This window comes from Shewanella sp., from assembly GCF_013214165.1.
Lineage (GTDB): Bacteria > Pseudomonadota > Gammaproteobacteria > Enterobacterales > Shewanellaceae > Shewanella.
The window spans coordinates 88,098-103,635 of record NZ_JABSSM010000003.1 but is presented as its reverse complement, the minus strand read 5'-3'; the positions used below and the strand labels follow the sequence as shown (position 1 = coordinate 103,635).

General features: G+C 50.1%; 14 protein-coding genes. 9 read left to right on the top strand and 5 right to left on the bottom strand.

Translation table 11 applies throughout. From position 1 onward, the window contains the following. Positions 1-543: 543 nt before the first annotated feature. The 4 genes from scpB to HRU42_RS01885 all read right to left on the bottom strand — a co-directional run bounded on the left by scpB (position 544) and on the right by HRU42_RS01885 (position 3,819). Positions 544-1,149: an SMC-Scp complex subunit ScpB gene (scpB, locus tag HRU42_RS01900; RefSeq protein ID WP_295028503.1), complete on the bottom strand. Its 606-nt coding sequence runs from the start codon at positions 1,147-1,149 to the stop codon at positions 544-546. A 27-nt stretch (positions 1,150-1,176) separates the two neighbouring features. Beyond that, a complete protein-coding gene (locus HRU42_RS01895; RefSeq protein WP_295028501.1) occupies positions 1,177-1,965 on the bottom strand; it encodes a ScpA family protein in 789 nt (262 codons plus the stop codon). 245 nt (positions 1,966-2,210) lie between these two features. Then, positions 2,211-2,831 carry an L-threonylcarbamoyladenylate synthase gene (locus tag HRU42_RS01890; RefSeq protein WP_295028499.1) on the bottom strand — a complete coding sequence of 207 codons (621 nt, stop codon included), beginning with the start codon at positions 2,829-2,831 and terminating at the stop codon, positions 2,211-2,213. Positions 2,832-2,943: 112 nt separating this feature from the next. Continuing rightward, positions 2,944-3,819, bottom strand: coding sequence for a PHP domain-containing protein (locus HRU42_RS01885; protein WP_295028497.1), 876 nt, complete (start codon positions 3,817-3,819; stop codon positions 2,944-2,946). A gap of 505 nt (positions 3,820-4,324) precedes the next feature. On the opposite strand from HRU42_RS01885, the gene HRU42_RS01880 reads away from it, so the two are divergent. The 6 genes from HRU42_RS01880 to trpA all read left to right on the top strand — a co-directional run bounded on the left by HRU42_RS01880 (position 4,325) and on the right by trpA (position 11,200). Beyond that, positions 4,325-5,881, top strand: a complete 1,557-nt coding sequence (locus HRU42_RS01880) for an anthranilate synthase component 1 (RefSeq protein ID WP_295028496.1) — start codon at positions 4,325-4,327, stop codon at positions 5,879-5,881. Beyond that, positions 5,878-6,495, top strand: a complete 618-nt coding sequence (locus tag HRU42_RS01875) for an aminodeoxychorismate/anthranilate synthase component II (RefSeq protein ID WP_295028494.1) — start codon at positions 5,878-5,880, stop codon at positions 6,493-6,495. The genes HRU42_RS01880 and HRU42_RS01875 overlap by 4 nt, the downstream gene beginning before the upstream one ends. Next, positions 6,492-7,547: an anthranilate phosphoribosyltransferase gene (trpD, locus tag HRU42_RS01870; protein WP_295028492.1), complete on the top strand. Its 1,056-nt coding sequence runs from the start codon at positions 6,492-6,494 to the stop codon at positions 7,545-7,547. The genes HRU42_RS01875 and trpD overlap by 4 nt, the downstream gene beginning before the upstream one ends. Before the next feature lie 10 nt (positions 7,548-7,557). Then, complete coding sequence (gene trpCF, locus HRU42_RS01865; protein ID WP_295028490.1) at positions 7,558-9,042, top strand: bifunctional indole-3-glycerol-phosphate synthase TrpC/phosphoribosylanthranilate isomerase TrpF; 1,485 nt, start codon at positions 7,558-7,560, stop codon at positions 9,040-9,042. A 108-nt stretch (positions 9,043-9,150) separates the two neighbouring features. Then, positions 9,151-10,395 carry a tryptophan synthase subunit beta gene (gene trpB / locus HRU42_RS01860; RefSeq protein ID WP_295028488.1) on the top strand — a complete coding sequence of 415 codons (1,245 nt, stop codon included), beginning with the start codon at positions 9,151-9,153 and terminating at the stop codon, positions 10,393-10,395. Then, the gene (gene trpA, locus HRU42_RS01855) at positions 10,382-11,200 is read left to right on the top strand and encodes a tryptophan synthase subunit alpha (protein WP_295028486.1); all 819 of its coding nucleotides are present in this window, start codon (positions 10,382-10,384) and stop codon (positions 11,198-11,200) included. The genes trpB and trpA overlap by 14 nt, the downstream gene beginning before the upstream one ends. Before the next feature lie 126 nt (positions 11,201-11,326). Here the strand turns inward: trpA and HRU42_RS01850 are convergent, their stop codons facing one another. Then, on the bottom strand, positions 11,327-13,423 hold the full coding sequence (locus tag HRU42_RS01850; RefSeq protein ID WP_295028484.1) for a S9 family peptidase: 2,097 nt from the start codon (positions 13,421-13,423) through the stop codon (positions 11,327-11,329). Between the two features lie 338 nt (positions 13,424-13,761). Between HRU42_RS01850 and HRU42_RS01845 the strand changes: the two genes are divergently transcribed. The 3 genes from HRU42_RS01845 (at position 13,762) to xthA (ending at position 15,511) form a co-directional block, all read left to right on the top strand. Then, a complete protein-coding gene (locus HRU42_RS01845; RefSeq protein ID WP_295028483.1) occupies positions 13,762-14,313 on the top strand; it encodes a septation protein A in 552 nt (183 codons plus the stop codon). Between the two features lie 72 nt (positions 14,314-14,385). Further along, positions 14,386-14,685: a YciI family protein gene (locus HRU42_RS01840; protein WP_295028481.1), complete on the top strand. Its 300-nt coding sequence runs from the start codon at positions 14,386-14,388 to the stop codon at positions 14,683-14,685. A gap of 19 nt (positions 14,686-14,704) precedes the next feature. Continuing rightward, on the top strand, positions 14,705-15,511 hold the full coding sequence (gene xthA, locus HRU42_RS01835) for an exodeoxyribonuclease III (protein WP_295028479.1): 807 nt from the start codon (positions 14,705-14,707) through the stop codon (positions 15,509-15,511). Positions 15,512-15,538: the final 27 nt, after the last annotated feature.

The window sequence follows — 15,538 nt, the reverse complement described above, 5'->3', positions numbered from 1 at the left end:
AAGGCTTCATCGAGTTTGGGGAACTCTGATGCGATGGCGGATGTGGACATAACCAATAAGGCTAGCCCGCAAATTTTAATATTCATAAAATAATCCCTTATAATTGTTTCAAGACGTTTTGAAACAGTCGATACGTTACACGCAGGTTATTAACTGAACTTTAATTTTAACTTAATGATAACGATTAACTAACATCTGTAACCAGCCCGTGCACATGCACAATGCTACACTCAGGCTTTCCTCAAGGGATTGATTCGATCTGTACATCTATAGGATAAATCGAGAATTTTTTATACAGATTGGGTTTAATGATCCAGTCTGCAATCTAGACTCTTATGTTTTTGGGGGAAATGTTGGAACTTAACGTAGGATAAGTCTGGGCATATCTGTTTTTGTGCCAAGGTGTTTTAGGTATATCGTTTTCAACTGACAAGTCGGCAAGGATACTGGCTTGAGCAATTTACACTAAACCTCAGGGATATAGCCATAACACTCTAGGCCTCAGAGATATGAATGCCTTAATGGATAGATGTATTCATTGGGCTAGGGGTCTGCTTGTTCATTATTAGCATCTGAGCTTGGATCTGAACTTGAATTCACATTTGAAAAGAGGGCCTCTAAAGACTCAGTGTCCGTGAGCGGCGGTAAGTCCGCTAGCCGTTCTAAGCCAAAATAGGCTAAAAAAATGTCGGTCGTGGCATACAGTGCCGGTCTACCCGGTACTTCTTTATGCCCCACCGTTTTAATCCATTGTCTGTCAGTCAAACTTTTTATGGTGTGACTACTGACTGCTACGCCTCTGACAAACTCAATATCACCTCGAGTCACAGGTTGACGATAGGCAATTACGGCCAAGGTTTCTAAGGTTGCCCGTGAATATTTTGCAGCCTTCTCCTGCCACAAGGGCTGAAGATAAGGACTCAAGGCCTCGATGGTTTGAAATCGATAGCCGCCAGCGACGCTGATTAGCTCAACACCTCGCCCCTGATAATCTTGTTGTAACTCTTCTATGGCAGCTTTAATCTTAACCCGAGTGACACTAAAATTCACTAGCACAGTTTCTTTCAGGCTCTTGATGCTGACTGTTTTGCCTAATACGAATAGGCTCGCCTCGATCAACTGCTTGAGTTGTTCGGGGTTTATCTGCATTTTTTGCTGCTGCTTCTGGCTAGACAATCAATACGCCCTAACATGTATGGTTGAAAATGGGTCACTCTGCACCAGCTCGACCAATAACTCTTTAACCAGTTCCATCAAGGCTAAAAAACTGACCACCACACCACTGCGCCCCTCTTTGACATCAAAAAGTGCTTCAAATGGCAAGTATTCCTCACCATCAAGCTTGGCCAAAATCTGTGCCATTCGTTCTCGCGTCGACAAACCTTCACGCCTGACATGGTGATGCCCTGTCGCCTCGATGCGCTTCATGACGGCGCCAAATGCCAAGGCTATCTCAGTCAGAGACACCTCTGGTGGCACTAGCACAGGCTTGATATCCGCTGCCGGTGTGACTCTCGCCTGAAACACATCTCTCTCGAGCCGAGGTAAGTTATCGAGCTGCTGCTGCGCCTCTCTAATCACCTCATAGGCCTTAAGTTGACGTATTAGCCGAGCACGAGGATCTTCCTCCTCTTCATCTTCGCTCACATGTCTTGGCAGTAACAAACGAGACTTAATCTCAGCGAGGGTGGCCGCCATGACTAAATAATCGGCGGCGAGCTCGACTCGTGCGCCTTGCAATAGCTCAATATACTCGAGATATTGCTTAGTCACAGGCCATATTGCCAGCTCGACAACATCGAGTTTCTGCTTACGGATCAGATATAAGAGTAAATCTAGCGGGCCTTCAAACGACTCAAGAAACACTTCCAGTGCTTCTGGCGGAATAAAAAGATCGGCGGGAAGCTGCTTTATCGGCTCGCCTCTGACAATGGCCAAGGGCAAACTTTGTTGAGACCCTTGCATCGTGTTCCTCAGATTAAACTACTCTAATACTTGATTATATTCTTGTTTATAGCCAGTCAAACCCGCATAAAACAAAACCTTGGGCGGCCCATTTAGCCCTAAAATAAAGCCAAGCAAACGAACCAGCGCGCGATTATACCTTGTTCACCATGAGTTGCACAGATAATTAGCCGATATGGCTGGCAGATATGACGAGAGTGAAACGCCCGTAACGGGCGTCGACTGCAGGGATTACTCATTGAGCGCTAGACGAAAGGGCTGATATCTCCGGCGCCTTCACGGATCACCTCCATATCACCATCTGACATGTCGATCACTGTCGTGGGCTTCTCACCTAAGTAGCCGCCGTGTATGATCGCATCGACCTGATGTTCCAGAATATCGCGAATATGCTCAGGATCTGACTCGGTAAACTCTTCACCCGGTAGAATCAAACTGGTCGACATCAGAGGCGCATCCAAGGCTTCAAGTAGGGCTAGCGCGATGACATTATCCGGCACTCGAATGCCAATGGTCTTCTTCTTAGGATTCTGCAGACGCTTGGGCACCTCTTTACTGGCCTTGAAAATAAAGGTGTAAGGTCCTGGCGTATGATGTTTGAGCACGCGATATGCCTGATTGTCGACCTTGGCATAGGTCGATAACTCAGACTGATCGCGACACATGAGGGAGAAATTATGATCGTTATCAATCTGACGAATACGCGCCATACGGCTCATGGCATCTTTATCACCCAGCATGCAACCAAGGGCATAACCCGAATCTGTGGGGTAAACGATGACTCCGCCATTCTTAAGGGCATTGACCGCCTGGTTTATCAAACGCGGCTGGGGATTCTCTTCGTGTACGTAAAAAAATTGACTCATATACTCTTATTTCCAATACTTCAATTCTGTGGGGTTAACTCGGCTAGGCTCTAGGGAAAGCGCTCAAGAAAGCCCTTAAACAAGTGCTCGAAAACGCTGCTGCACAAGGAGCCTATACTTGAGAAGCGATTCTCTCACCATTCCAACGATCCATCTGCCATACCCAATTCACTCCCTTGGGCTGAAACATGTTCTTGCCAAGCTCAATAAAACTGCCTGGGAAATGAAAATCACTGCCAAGGGATGCGGCTAACTCATTTTGCAGACTTAATGCGATTAAATTATTACGATCTTCTATGGTCTGGCGACTGCCAACCACTTCCATGGCATCACCACCGGCCTCCTTAAACTCCCGCACCAGACGTTTCACCCATTTAGCCGACAGTTTATAGCCACTGGGATGGGCCAAGATTGCGACACCGCCTGCCTGATGTATCTTGTCGATAGCCGTGGCCATATCAGACCAGTTATTAGGCACATAGCCTGTTTTACCCCGTGCAAGGTATTTCTTAAATACATTTGCCATGCTGGTTGCATATTCATTATTGGCAAGCCAACGGGCATAATGTCCTCGACTCAATGCGGCGTCTCCGGCCAGGGCCTTCGCCCCTTCATAAGCGCCTTCAATGCCAGCTTTAGCTAGCCTTATGCCAATTTCTTTGGCTCTGATTTCACGCAGTTCTCTTTGATGTGCAAGAAACGCTTCGAGCGCTTCATCTTGCAAGCTCACATTGAGACCTACAATATGAATATCGTGGTTATGCCAACGCGTCGAAATTTCGACTCCATTGACCAAGCTTAAGGGAGATTCATGCTGTTGATTATAGGCGTGTGCTTCGGCTAATCCTGCTGTGGTATCGTGATCGGTGATCGCAAACATCTGCACATCGTTTCCAATCGCTCTTTCAATCAGCTCCGAGGGGCTTAGTTGCCCATCTGAAGCGTTTGTGTGGCTATGGAGATCGATTAATAATATTTCATCTGTCATGAACTTATTCTACTTGAGTTTGTTAGAAAAAGGGGAAATAAACATAAATAAGAGTTAAATAGCCTAGATTTTTCTTGTTAAATTTCCATGACTCGAACGCTAAAAAAAACCTGTTGGGGCGCTTATGCTCAGATAACGTCAAATATAAAAATATTCAATTGACATCATTGACTCGCTAGTGCTCTTATATAGCCTCTAAATGCGCTGTTACCGAGTAACGGATGGCATTTACCTTTTACATGTTCTCACGCTTAATACGGAGTCAATGTTCCCGATGAAGACATTTTTTCAAGCACAAAACATCAATTGGTGGTGGCACTTCCCAACTTAGCGGGTGGTGTGAAATTCTGTGCTCATGTAAAAGAGACTAGATTCAACAAGAAGCCCGCACCAAGATGCGGGCTTTTTTGTACCCGATTTTGAACAAAGAACACCATTAAGCCATGACAGACCCGCAAAACGTTAACCGCATATGCAAGCATTGAAGAGAGAAGAGAGATAACAGATGAAACTAGCTCAAGTCACCACGAGTAAGGAGCGGATCTCCTACCCGGATGATCCTTTAAGTTTATATCAGCATCTTACCCAAGATGCGCCTCACACCATGTTGCTAGAATCTGCTGAAATTGAGAGCAAGGATAATATCAAGAGCCTGATCCTCACCGACGCCGCCCTGATGATTCGTTGTGAAGGTTATCAAGTGATCTTCACCGCTTTGACCGACAATGGCCAATCTCTGTTGTCACCGATCCAGACCTTCTTTGGCACTGCCAGTTCAAACTTAGACAAAAATGTACTCAAGCTGACATTAGTTAAACAAACCGCCCAGCTAGATGAAGATGCCAGACTCAAATCCACTTCTCCCTTAGATGGTCTGCGCGCCCTAATAAAAGAGATTGACTGCGGGACGAGTCCGGCATTTGAAGATCTCTTCTTAGGTGGCGTACTGGCCTACGATCTTATCGATACCGTCGAGCCTCTGCCTCAGGTGCCCTATGGTGCTAACACTTGCCCGGACTATCTATTTTACCTGGCCGAAACCCTTATCACAGTCGACCGCCAGCAAGAAACCGCCAATATCGTCACCCATAATTTTATTTCAGAACCGGCGCTCAAGGCTGAATATGCCAAGGTACTCGCCAAACGCATCGATTCAGTCAAGGCGCAAATTGAACGGGTCGCGGCCGCAGCGGAACTCATTCCTGTTATCGCCGAAGCCGAGGTCGACATCTCCGATGAGACGTTTAAAGACACGGTCAATGCGCTTAAGTGTCATATTGTGGCCGGTGATATCTTTCAGGTGGTGCCATCACGCAGTTTCAGCTTGCCATGTCCCAACACTCTCGGGGCTTACCGCGCCCTGCGCCTAACTAACCCAAGTCCATATATGTTCTATTTCAGGGGTGATGATTTCACCCTGTTTGGCGCATCCCCAGAGAGCGCACTTAAGTATGAGACCCAGTCCAATCAGGTGGAGATTTACCCCATTGCCGGTACCCGTCAGCGTGGTAAGACAGCCGATGGCCAGATAGATGCCGATCTCGATAGCCGTATCGAACTCGAACTGCGTCTGGATAAGAAGGAGCTGTCCGAGCACTTGATGTTGGTTGACCTAGCCCGTAATGATGTGGCGCGTATTAGCCAAAGCGGCACCCGCAAGATCCCTGAGTTATTGAAAGTCGACAGATACTCCCATGTGATGCACCTAGTCAGTCGCGTCACTGGTCAACTACGTACCGATCTCGATGCCCTGCACGCCTATCAGGCCTGTATGAACATGGGCACACTCACCGGCGCCCCTAAGGTGAGCGCATCACAACTCATCCGCGGTGTCGAGAAAAGTAGGCGCGGCAGCTATGGCGGCGCGGCCGGTTACCTCAATGGCCTTGGTGACATGGATACCTGTATCGTCATCCGCTCCGCCTTCGTAAAAGAGGGCATCGCCCATATCCAGGCTGGGGCTGGGGTAGTATTTGACTCAGATCCACAGGCCGAAGCCGACGAAACCCGTCAGAAGGCGCAGGCGGTGATAAGCGCAATAAAAATTGGAGGCGGACTATGAAAATTTACCTATTAGACAATTTCGATTCGTTCACCTATAACCTGGTGGATCAATTCAGAAGCTTAGGCTTCGAGGTGGTTATCTATCGTAACGATCTTAGCGCTGACTTTATCGCAGAAAAACTGTTAAACGAAGCAGACAAGGCTGCCCTGGTGCTCTCGCCCGGACCCGGCGCTCCCCATGAAGCGGGCTGCCTGATGGCGCTCATCGGCAAACTTGCCGGTAAGGTGCCTATGTTGGGCATTTGTCTCGGTCATCAAGCCATGGTTGAGCACTACGGCGGCAAGGTAGAGCGTGCTCCCAAGGTGGTTCACGGCAAAGCCAGCCCAACCTTCCATCAAGGAGTCGGGATCTTTGCCGGCCTGCCCTCGCCGCTGCCTGTCGCCCGTTATCACAGCCTAGTGGCAACCCGAGTGCCCGAGTGCCTCGAAGTGATCGCCACCACCGAAGAGATGCCCATGGCTATCTCCCATAAGAGTCATAAAGCCGTCGGTTTTCAATTTCATCCTGAGTCAATTTTAACCACGCTAGGCAGCCAACTGCTCACGCAAACCCTGAGCTACTTAACCGATGCAGATACCAAGACTTCCACAAGAACAGGAGATGCACCATGAGCCAGCTTCAACCTCTATTAGATAAGCTTTATGCAGGCCAGAGTGCGACTCGCGCCGAGGCAAAATCTCTGGTTGGCGCTATTATTCAAGGTGAAATGAGTCAAGTTTCCATGGCCGGTATGCTTATCGCCATGAAGATGCGCGGCGAGACTATCGATGAAATATCCGGTGCTGCCGATGCCCTGCGCGCCGCGGCTAAGCCATTTCCAACCCCCTGTGATGCGACGCGTGCTCGAGGCATAGTCGATATCGTCGGTACCGGCGGCGATGGCCACAACACCATCAATATCTCCACTACCGCGGCCTTCGTCGCCGCGGCGGCGGGCGCCAAGGTAGCCAAACATGGTAATCGTAGTGTCTCGAGCAAGTCGGGGTCGTCAGATCTATTGGCCCAGTTCGGTATTGACTTGACCATGGCACCGGAAACTGCGCGAGACTGTCTCGATAAATTCGGCCTGTGTTTCTTGTTCGCCCCCCACTATCATGCTGGCGTGCGGCACGCGGTGCCGGTTCGCCAGGCGCTCAAGACCCGCACCCTGTTTAATGTACTCGGTCCACTGATCAATCCGTCTCACCCTGATTTCATCTTGCTCGGCGTATACTGCAGTGAACTGGTTCAGCCCATTGCAGAGGTATTGAAGGCACTCGGCATGAAGCGTGCCATGGTGGTCCATGGCAGTGGTTTGGACGAAGTGGCTATCCACGGTGACACCTTAGTCTGTGAACTGCTTGACGGCGACATTAAGCAATACCAAATCTCCCCAGATGATTTAGGCGTCACATCGGCTAGGCTCAAAGATCTCGAAGGTGGCACACCAGAGCAAAATGCCGACTTCACTCGCGCCATACTGCAAGGGCAAGGTCTGACCGCCCACCGTCACGCGGTTGCCGCCAACGCAGGTTGTGCGCTTTACATCTCCGGCGTGTGTGACTCAATAAAATCGGGCACAGCCCTAGCGCTCGAGACCCTTGCCAGTGGCAAGGCATACGGTTTACTCGAGCAGCTTGCCAGCGCCAGTGCAGCGGCAAAGCCAGATGAAAAACAAGATTAGGAGTAACAGCATGAGCAGTTCAATCGCAGATCTTAAAGCAAACAATAGACAAAACAGCGACAACCAACAGAGCCCTTCAGAGGCCAGTAATGTATTGACCAGAATCGTCGCGACTAAGGCTGCACATATACAGGCACTGAAACTGCGTTTCCCACAAGCTAGCCTTAAGCCCCAAATATCGGATCGCAGCTTGTTCGAGGCATTACGCGCGCCCAATGCCGGCTTCATCTTCGAGTGCAAGAAAGCCAGCCCATCAAAAGGCCTTATCCGGGCAGATTTCGATGTCGAAGCCATTGCCGATGTCTACAATGACTATGCTGCGGGGATCTCGGTGCTCACCGACGAGCAGTTTTTTCAGGGCGACATGGACTATATCCCTAAGGTTCGTGCCCGGGTTAAGCAGCCTATTCTCTGTAAAGACTTCTTCGTCGACAACTATCAAGTTAAGCTCGCCGCTCACCAAGGCGCAGATGCCATTCTATTGATGCTGTCTGTGCTCGATGATGACCAATACCGTGCACTGGCCTGTGAGGCTGCCAAGTACCGGCTCGACATACTCACAGAAGTGAGCAATGAAGCCGAGCTCGAACGCGCCATCGCACTCGATGCCAACATCATAGGCATCAATAACCGCAACTTGCGTGACTTGTCTACCGACTTGGCCACGACAGAAGCGCTCGCCCCCCGTATCCCGGCGGATCGTGTGGTGATCAGCGAATCAGGGATCTACAATCAGGCGCAAGTTCGCCGTCTGAGTCCGCTGGTCGATGGCTTCTTGGTCGGCAGCTCATTGATGGCAGCAGATGACTTAGACCTGGCTTGTCGTACATTGACCCTCGGCCACAACAAGGTCTGCGGCCTCACATCGGTTGAAGATGCCAATGCCGTCGCCGATGCTGGCGCCATCTATGGCGGACTCATCTTCGCCGAAAAGTCACCTCGTTATATCACCCCAGACAAGGCTAAGTCTCTGCTAGCGGCTCATCGAGCCTCGGGTAAGCGGCTCAATTTTGTCGGCGTCTTTGTTAACGAGTCAGCAAAAAATATCGCCGAACTCGCGTCGTCCCTCGAGCTGTTTGCGGTTCAGCTTCACGGCAGTGAGTCTGAATATGATATCGATCAAGTGCGTAGCGCCTTAGCAGCCACTGGCAGCAAGGCGCAGATATGGAAAGCCGTGGCGGTGAATCTTGATTCAGAGCAAACTGACAGTGAGCTTGCCGTCCCCACAAATGCCGATCGCATCTTGTTTGACAGCAAAAGCTGCAAGGCGAGTGGCGAACAATTTGGTGGCACCGGCCTTAGCTTCGACTGGCAACAAGCGCTGCCACATAAACCAGACGCCATGCTCGCCGGCGGATTAGATGCAGACAATGCCAGTGACGCGAGCAAACAAGGATTTTACGGCCTGGATTTCAATTCGGGTCTGGAGAGCGCACCTGGGGTGAAAGATCATCACAAGATCGCCGCCGCATTTAGCGCACTCAGACAGTATTAGTAAACCATATTTTGACTTATGCCTGCACGGCACCAAATAACGCCACTCACTCTTTAACGTGAGTGGCATACATAGAGATGCGTAGCAGATCTATTTAAGGATAACACTATGACCAAACTCGACCCCTACTTCGGCGAATATGGCGGTATGTACGTACCCCAGATATTGGTGCCGGCACTGAAACAGCTCGAAACGGCGTTTATTGAAGCCCAAGAAGACGAGGCCTTTCAAGCCGAATTCAGCGACCTGTTGAAAAACTATGCCGGTCGCCCGACGGCGCTGACCTTGACCCGCAACTTGAGTCCCAATCCTCTGGTCAAAATCTACCTCAAGCGCGAAGACCTGCTTCACGGCGGTGCCCACAAGACCAATCAGGTTTTGGGTCAGGCCCTGCTTGCCAAGCGCATGGGCAAGAAAGAGATCATCGCCGAAACTGGCGCGGGTCAACACGGCGTAGCCACCGCGCTCGCCTGCGCTCTGTTAGGCCTTAAGTGTAAGGTGTACATGGGCGCCAAAGACATAGAACGCCAATCTCCCAACGTCTTTAGAATGAAGCTGATGGGTGCGGAAGTGATTCCGGTCACCTCGGGTTCATCGACCCTTAAAGATGCCTGTAACGAAGCCATGCGCGACTGGTCAGGCAGCTATGAAAAAGCTCACTATTTACTGGGCACGGCAGCGGGTCCTCATCCCTTCCCCACTATCGTGCGTGAATTTCAGCGCATGATCGGCGAAGAGACCAAGAGGCAGCTGTTTGAGCGTGAGGGTCGTCTGCCCGACGCGGTTATCGCCTGTGTCGGTGGTGGCTCCAACGCCATCGGCATGTTTGCCGACTTTATCGACGAAGAAAGTGTACAACTTATCGGTGTCGAGCCTGCGGGTCTGGGCCTCCATACCTCCATGCATGGCGCGCCACTTAAACACGGCAAGACAGGCATCTTCTTCGGCATGAAAGCACCCTTGATGCAAGACAGCGAAGGGCAGATCCAAGAGTCATATTCTATCTCGGCCGGGCTCGACTTCCCGTCTGTGGGTCCCCAGCATGCTCACCTTGCCGCTACTGGCCGCGCGACTTATGAGTCGGCAACCGATGATGAGGCGCTGGACGCCTTCCAGTTACTGGCTCGTTGTGAAGGGATTATCCCGGCGCTGGAGTCATCCCACGCCATCGCCTATGCACTCAAGCTCGCCGAGAAGGCCACCAAGGAAACCATCTTGGTGGTGAACCTGTCGGGCCGAGGTGATAAAGATATCTTCACCGTAGCAGATATCTTGGCAGAGCGAGAGAAAGCGCAACAAGATGAAAGCGAGAAAGCGCAGCAAAGAGAGGAGAGCGACGATGACCGAATCTAAACAAGCAGGCCGTTACCAGGCAGTATTTGCCGCATTGAAACAGAAAAATAAGGGCGCGTTTGTGCCATTCGTGACCTTGGGCGATCCCAGCCCTGAGCTATCACTAAAGATCATCGACTGTTTAGTCGAAAATGGTGCCGATGCCCTTGAGCTGGGCTTCCCCTTCTCAGATCCATTGGCCGATGGCCCTGTCATCCAGGCCGCCAACCTGCGCTCACTCGCCGCTGGCACCACGCCGACTCAGTGTTTCGAGATGCTCTCAGTTATTCGCGCCAAGTACCCAGATCTGCCCATCGGTCTCTTGCTCTATGCTAACTTGGTTTATACCAAGAGTATCGATACCTTCTACGCCAAGGCTCAGGCTGCCGGCGTGGACTCGGTGCTTATCGCCGACGTGCCGGTAGAGGAGGCCGAGCCCTTTATCGCCTCGGCCAAGGCCCACAATGTTGCGCCTATCTTTATCGCTCCACCCAATGCCGATCGTGACACGCTAAAAATGGTGAGTGAGAAAGGCGAAGGCTACACTTACTTGCTGTCGCGCGCCGGCGTCACAGGTACGGAATCGAAGGCCGGTATGCCAATCGGTGAGATCTTATCTCGCCTCAAAGAGTTTAACGGCGCGCCGCCATTACTCGGCTTCGGTATCGCAGAGCCTGCACAGGTGAAAGCCGCTATCGAAGCAGGCGCAGCCGGTGTTATCTCTGGCTCGGCAGTAGTGAAGATCATCAACGCCAATAAAGATGATGAAACCGCACTGTTCGCTAAGCTTGGTGAGTTTACCCGCAACATGAAGGCCGCGACCTGATACCGATTGCTATAAGGCCAAACCTACAGAGCTAAAGCCTGCAAACAGCAAAATGCCAACTCACAGAGTTGGCATTTTTCACGTTCAAACCTGAAGTACATCATTCAAGCAAGGTGCTAGCTGAGATTAGGCTGATTTCTTGGCAGCCTCGTCATTAGCATCCTCTTTATTAGCCTCTAGCCTTGCCTTATGATCTAACTCATTCGCTGGCATCTCTTTACCATCATTCTTCAGGTAATGGTCCATCCAACGCATCAGGCGCAGGTGATANTCGTACTGAGCGGCAGCCTTGCGGTTACCATGGCCTTCACCCGGGTAATACACCAGACGTACAACCTTGCCCTGCACTTTCATGTAGCGGTATAGCTCCATGGACTGAGCCGGGTGAACCCTAGGATCATCCTTACCATGCATGATGAGCAGTGGCGTCTCAGACTGACCCGCCCAGTAGATTGGGCTGCGCTCCAGATACCACTGCCACTTATCCCAAGGATAAGAGCGTGCATGCACCAGATGCATCTCGTTTGAGATGTCGGTGGTACCAAACTTAGACAATTGGTTGGTCACACCGACAAACATGACGCTGGCAGCGAAATGCTTAGTCAGTTTAGTCGCCGCCCAAGCCGAGGCATAGCCACCGTATGAACCACCGGTAATACCGACCTTCTTGCTATCGACTAAACCCATATCGACAAGGTGATCTTTAAACTCGACCAAGTCGTCGAACTCTTTACCCGCATAATCATTCTGACCCAGCTTAGAATAATCGACGCCCTTGCCTGTGCTACCACGATAGTTCGGATAGAAGACGGCGTACCCTTGGGCCGCACCCAGCTGACCAGGACGTGAGTAATTAGTTAACCACCCGTCTTTATCATGGCTCTCGGGGCCGCCGTGAACGGACATGATAAGCGGATAACGCTGACCCTTGTTATAGTCGAGCGGGTAGATAAGCACACCAGCAATCTCGACGCCATCTTTGGCCTTAAACGAGATAGATTCTTGCTTCGCGAGTCGCTTATCATCTAGCCAAGCATTCGAGTGACTCAGGCGCGTCGCCTGATGCTTACTGCCTCTGAGCATGTAGACTTCGTTGGGATGCTGAGCCGTATTGGCCCTTAGTGCAATCGTCTTATCAGAATCTGAGATGCTCAACTGTGACGCGATAAACTGACCGGCTTTAACCACCACCTGGTGATCATGGCTGCCAGGCTTAATTAAGCCGACGACAGAGTCGGTGTCGATATTAGTGATAAAATAAAGCTCGTTTTTATCTTTTTTCCACTCAAAATCACTCACATGACCTAAGTGATTTGGCAGCCACTCGCTGATTTTACCGGTCTTGGTTTCCGCCAGGAACAAGCGGCCTGTAGCTGGGTCGTGCATGTCCTCTGCACCGAGAATAGCGACATACTGGCCATCATAAGAAAACTCGGCATCACCTAACTTACCTTGAGTCATAAATGAGGTCACCACTTTCTGACTCGCAACATTGACGATATGCCACTGTGACTTCATGTACTTATCATCGATCAGGGCCGTTGGCTGAGTTTTCACCAACAGCTGCGAGCCAGAAGCTGACCAGTGTACATCCGAGACATAATCTTCGATGTTCCAGGCAACTGGCGTGAGGGGTTTATCGCTCACCGCCAAGTCAATCACGAACAGCTGCTTGTTCTCAAGCTCCTCTTCGTAAACTTCGGCCATAAAACCGAGTTTTTTAAGATCTTTGACGCTGTTATCTTTGGCAGGCTTGGCAATGATGGCGATCTGCTTGCCGTCATGACTCAAGGCATAGCTTGCAAGATCTGTCTCTTTCAACGCTAAGGTCTTTTGCGCCTGACCACCGTTAAAGGGGATCTGATACAGGGCGGTAAATTTATCTTCACCCATCTTGGCAAGAAAATAGATCAAGCTGCCATCACTAGACCACTGAATGTTTTTCACCGTCACTGGGCCCGTGATATAAGGACGCTCAACCCCCTTGTCATCGACAAGATAAAGCTCAGACCAGTGCAAGCCATTTTCTTCTTTGTATAACTCTCGGGGAACAGTACGGGTAAAGGCAACATGATCACCCGATGGGCTAACCTGCGCCTGAGCGACTTGTTGTAGGCCTATGACCTCTTCTGCGGTTAAGGTGTCACTTGCATGTGCTGCAACACTCAACAAGCCTATTGACAAGGCCAGCGCCTTTTTAACAGCGTTCAACTGTCTCTTCATCTTGTATTTCCACTCCAATTCGTTAATTATATTACTGTTATTTTATTTTAACGTAACATTATAGGTTTATCGGCAACAAAATGGAAATCAATACTAAAGCGAATTAACCTAGTCAACCTAGCCTCTTAATTGAGAGATGAAAATTACTGATCTCAAACGATTTTTGTTTGAGTAATACCAACACTGGATGAGTTAGTCAGTAACGCGTTCAGCCTCATTTCATATACTTAGCCTATGCTGTACCCAGCCAGCCCAAGCCGCTAATGCTACTTGTTTAACCCGCCGCTCGTGTTACACTCGGGCTCTCAATTTTGAATAGCCATCTTGATAATATTCCTATGAAACAACTGCTCGATTTTCTGCCTCTAGTCATCTTTTTTGCTGTCTATAAATTCTTCGATATCTATGTAGCCAGTGGTGCCTTGATCGCCGCGACAGCGCTGCAATTGATCATCACCTATGCCCTCTACAAGAAATTAGAGAAAATGCATCTGGTCACCTTCGTGATGGTCACTTTCTTCGGTACCCTCACCTTAGTGTTTCATGATGACACCTTCATCAAATGGAAAGTCACCGTCGTGTACGCACTATTTGCTATCGCTCTGGCAGTCAGCCAGTTCATCAACAAGCCGATACTAAAGAGCATGCTAGGCAAAGAATTAATCGTCGAAGACAGAATTTGGGCCCATGTTACCTGGTATTGGGTAACCTTCTTCATCGCCTGCGGCCTTATCAATATTTATGTGGCCTTCAGCTTGTCTCAGGAGACCTGGGTTAATTTCAAGGTATTTGGCTTAACCGCGCTTACGCTGTTGAACACTCTAGTTACCGTATTTTATCTATTTAAACATATGCCTGAAGAGCATAAGAAAGAATTAACTAAGAAGTAGTTCGGCACTGATATTGAGTCTCAGGACATCAGTCATGAGCGTTTAGCTGGCCTAAGAAAAGGAACTAAAACCATGTGGTATATGATCTCATCTCAAGATGTTGAAAACAGTTTAGCGCATCGCCTTGCCGCTCGCCCGGAGCATCTGGCACGCCTACAAGAATTGGCCGATGAAGGTCGTCTGCTAGTGGCAGGTCCTCATCCGGCCATCGACAACGAAAACCCGGGGAAAGCAGGCTTTACCGGCTCCCTGGTGGTTGCCGATTTCCCCTCGTTAGAAGACGCACAGGCCTGGGCCGATGTGGACCCTTACGTTGCTGCAGGCGTGTATGACAAGGTGATCGTTAAGCCATTTAAGCGCGTACTGCCATAATTTAGGAACCATACAATCAATGAAAATAGTGTCTTTTAATATCAACGGTATTCGCGCCAGACTGCATCAACTTCAGGCGTTAATAGACACCCACCAGCCAGATATCATCGGCCTGCAGGAAACCAAGGCACACGATGATGTGTTTCCGGCTGCCGATGTCGAAGCCATGGGTTACAAGGTGCACTATCACGGTGGCAAGGCCCATTACGGCGTTGCCATGCTATCTAAACTCGAGCCGGTCAAGATACAGAAAGGCTTCCCGACAGACTGCGAAGATGCCCAGCGCCGCATGATCATGGGGACGTTCACCCAGGAAAATGGCCGTCCACTGACAGTGCTCAATGGTTACTTCCCTCAGGGCGACAATATCAGCCATGAGACCAAGTATCCGGCCAAACGTCAGTTCTATAAAGACCTGATGACCTACCTGAACGAGCACCACACCCCGGATGAAGATATCGCCATTATCGGTGACATCAACATCTCACCCGTGGATCTCGACATAGGCATAGGCGAGCCGAACGCCAAACGTTGGCTAAGAACCGGTAAGTGTAGCTTCCAGGTGGAAGAACGTGAATGGTTAAAAACCCTGATGGATTGGGGATTACTCGATACCTTCCGTGAGCTTCATCCCCAGCGCACCGAGCGTTATTCCTGGTTCGATTACCGCAGCAAGGGTTTCGTCGATAACCGCGGCCTGCGCATCGATGTGGTACTGGCGACTAAGTCACTCAATGAACGTCTGCTCGAGTCAGATATCGATTATGATCTTCGCGGCATAGACAAGCCATCGGATCACGCGCCGATCTGGAGCACCTTTAGCTAGTTACCTATCATGTCACTTGGGCCAGCG

Excerpts from the sequence above, each read along its gene's own strand:
- scpB (WP_295028503.1), bottom strand. The coding sequence starts at position 1,149 with ATGCAGATAAACCCCGAACAACTCAAGCAGTTGATCGAGGCGAGCCTA.
- HRU42_RS01895 (WP_295028501.1), bottom strand. The coding sequence starts at position 1,965 with ATGCAAGGGTCTCAACAAAGTTTGCCCTTGGCCATTGTCAGAGGCGAG.
- HRU42_RS01890 (WP_295028499.1), bottom strand. The coding sequence starts at position 2,831 with ATGAGTCAATTTTTTTACGTACACGAAGAGAATCCCCAGCCGCGTTTG.
- HRU42_RS01885 (WP_295028497.1), bottom strand. The coding sequence starts at position 3,819 with ATGACAGATGAAATATTATTAATCGATCTCCATAGCCACACAAACGCT.
- HRU42_RS01880 (WP_295028496.1), top strand. The coding sequence starts at position 4,325 with ATGAAACTAGCTCAAGTCACCACGAGTAAGGAGCGGATCTCCTACCCG.
- HRU42_RS01875 (WP_295028494.1), top strand. The coding sequence starts at position 5,878 with ATGAAAATTTACCTATTAGACAATTTCGATTCGTTCACCTATAACCTG.
- trpD (WP_295028492.1), top strand. The coding sequence starts at position 6,492 with ATGAGCCAGCTTCAACCTCTATTAGATAAGCTTTATGCAGGCCAGAGT.
- trpCF (WP_295028490.1), top strand. The coding sequence starts at position 7,558 with ATGAGCAGTTCAATCGCAGATCTTAAAGCAAACAATAGACAAAACAGC.
- trpB (WP_295028488.1), top strand. The coding sequence starts at position 9,151 with ATGACCAAACTCGACCCCTACTTCGGCGAATATGGCGGTATGTACGTA.
- trpA (WP_295028486.1), top strand. The coding sequence starts at position 10,382 with ATGACCGAATCTAAACAAGCAGGCCGTTACCAGGCAGTATTTGCCGCA.
- HRU42_RS01845 (WP_295028483.1), top strand. The coding sequence starts at position 13,762 with ATGAAACAACTGCTCGATTTTCTGCCTCTAGTCATCTTTTTTGCTGTC.
- HRU42_RS01840 (WP_295028481.1), top strand. The coding sequence starts at position 14,386 with ATGTGGTATATGATCTCATCTCAAGATGTTGAAAACAGTTTAGCGCAT.
- xthA (WP_295028479.1), top strand. The coding sequence starts at position 14,705 with ATGAAAATAGTGTCTTTTAATATCAACGGTATTCGCGCCAGACTGCAT.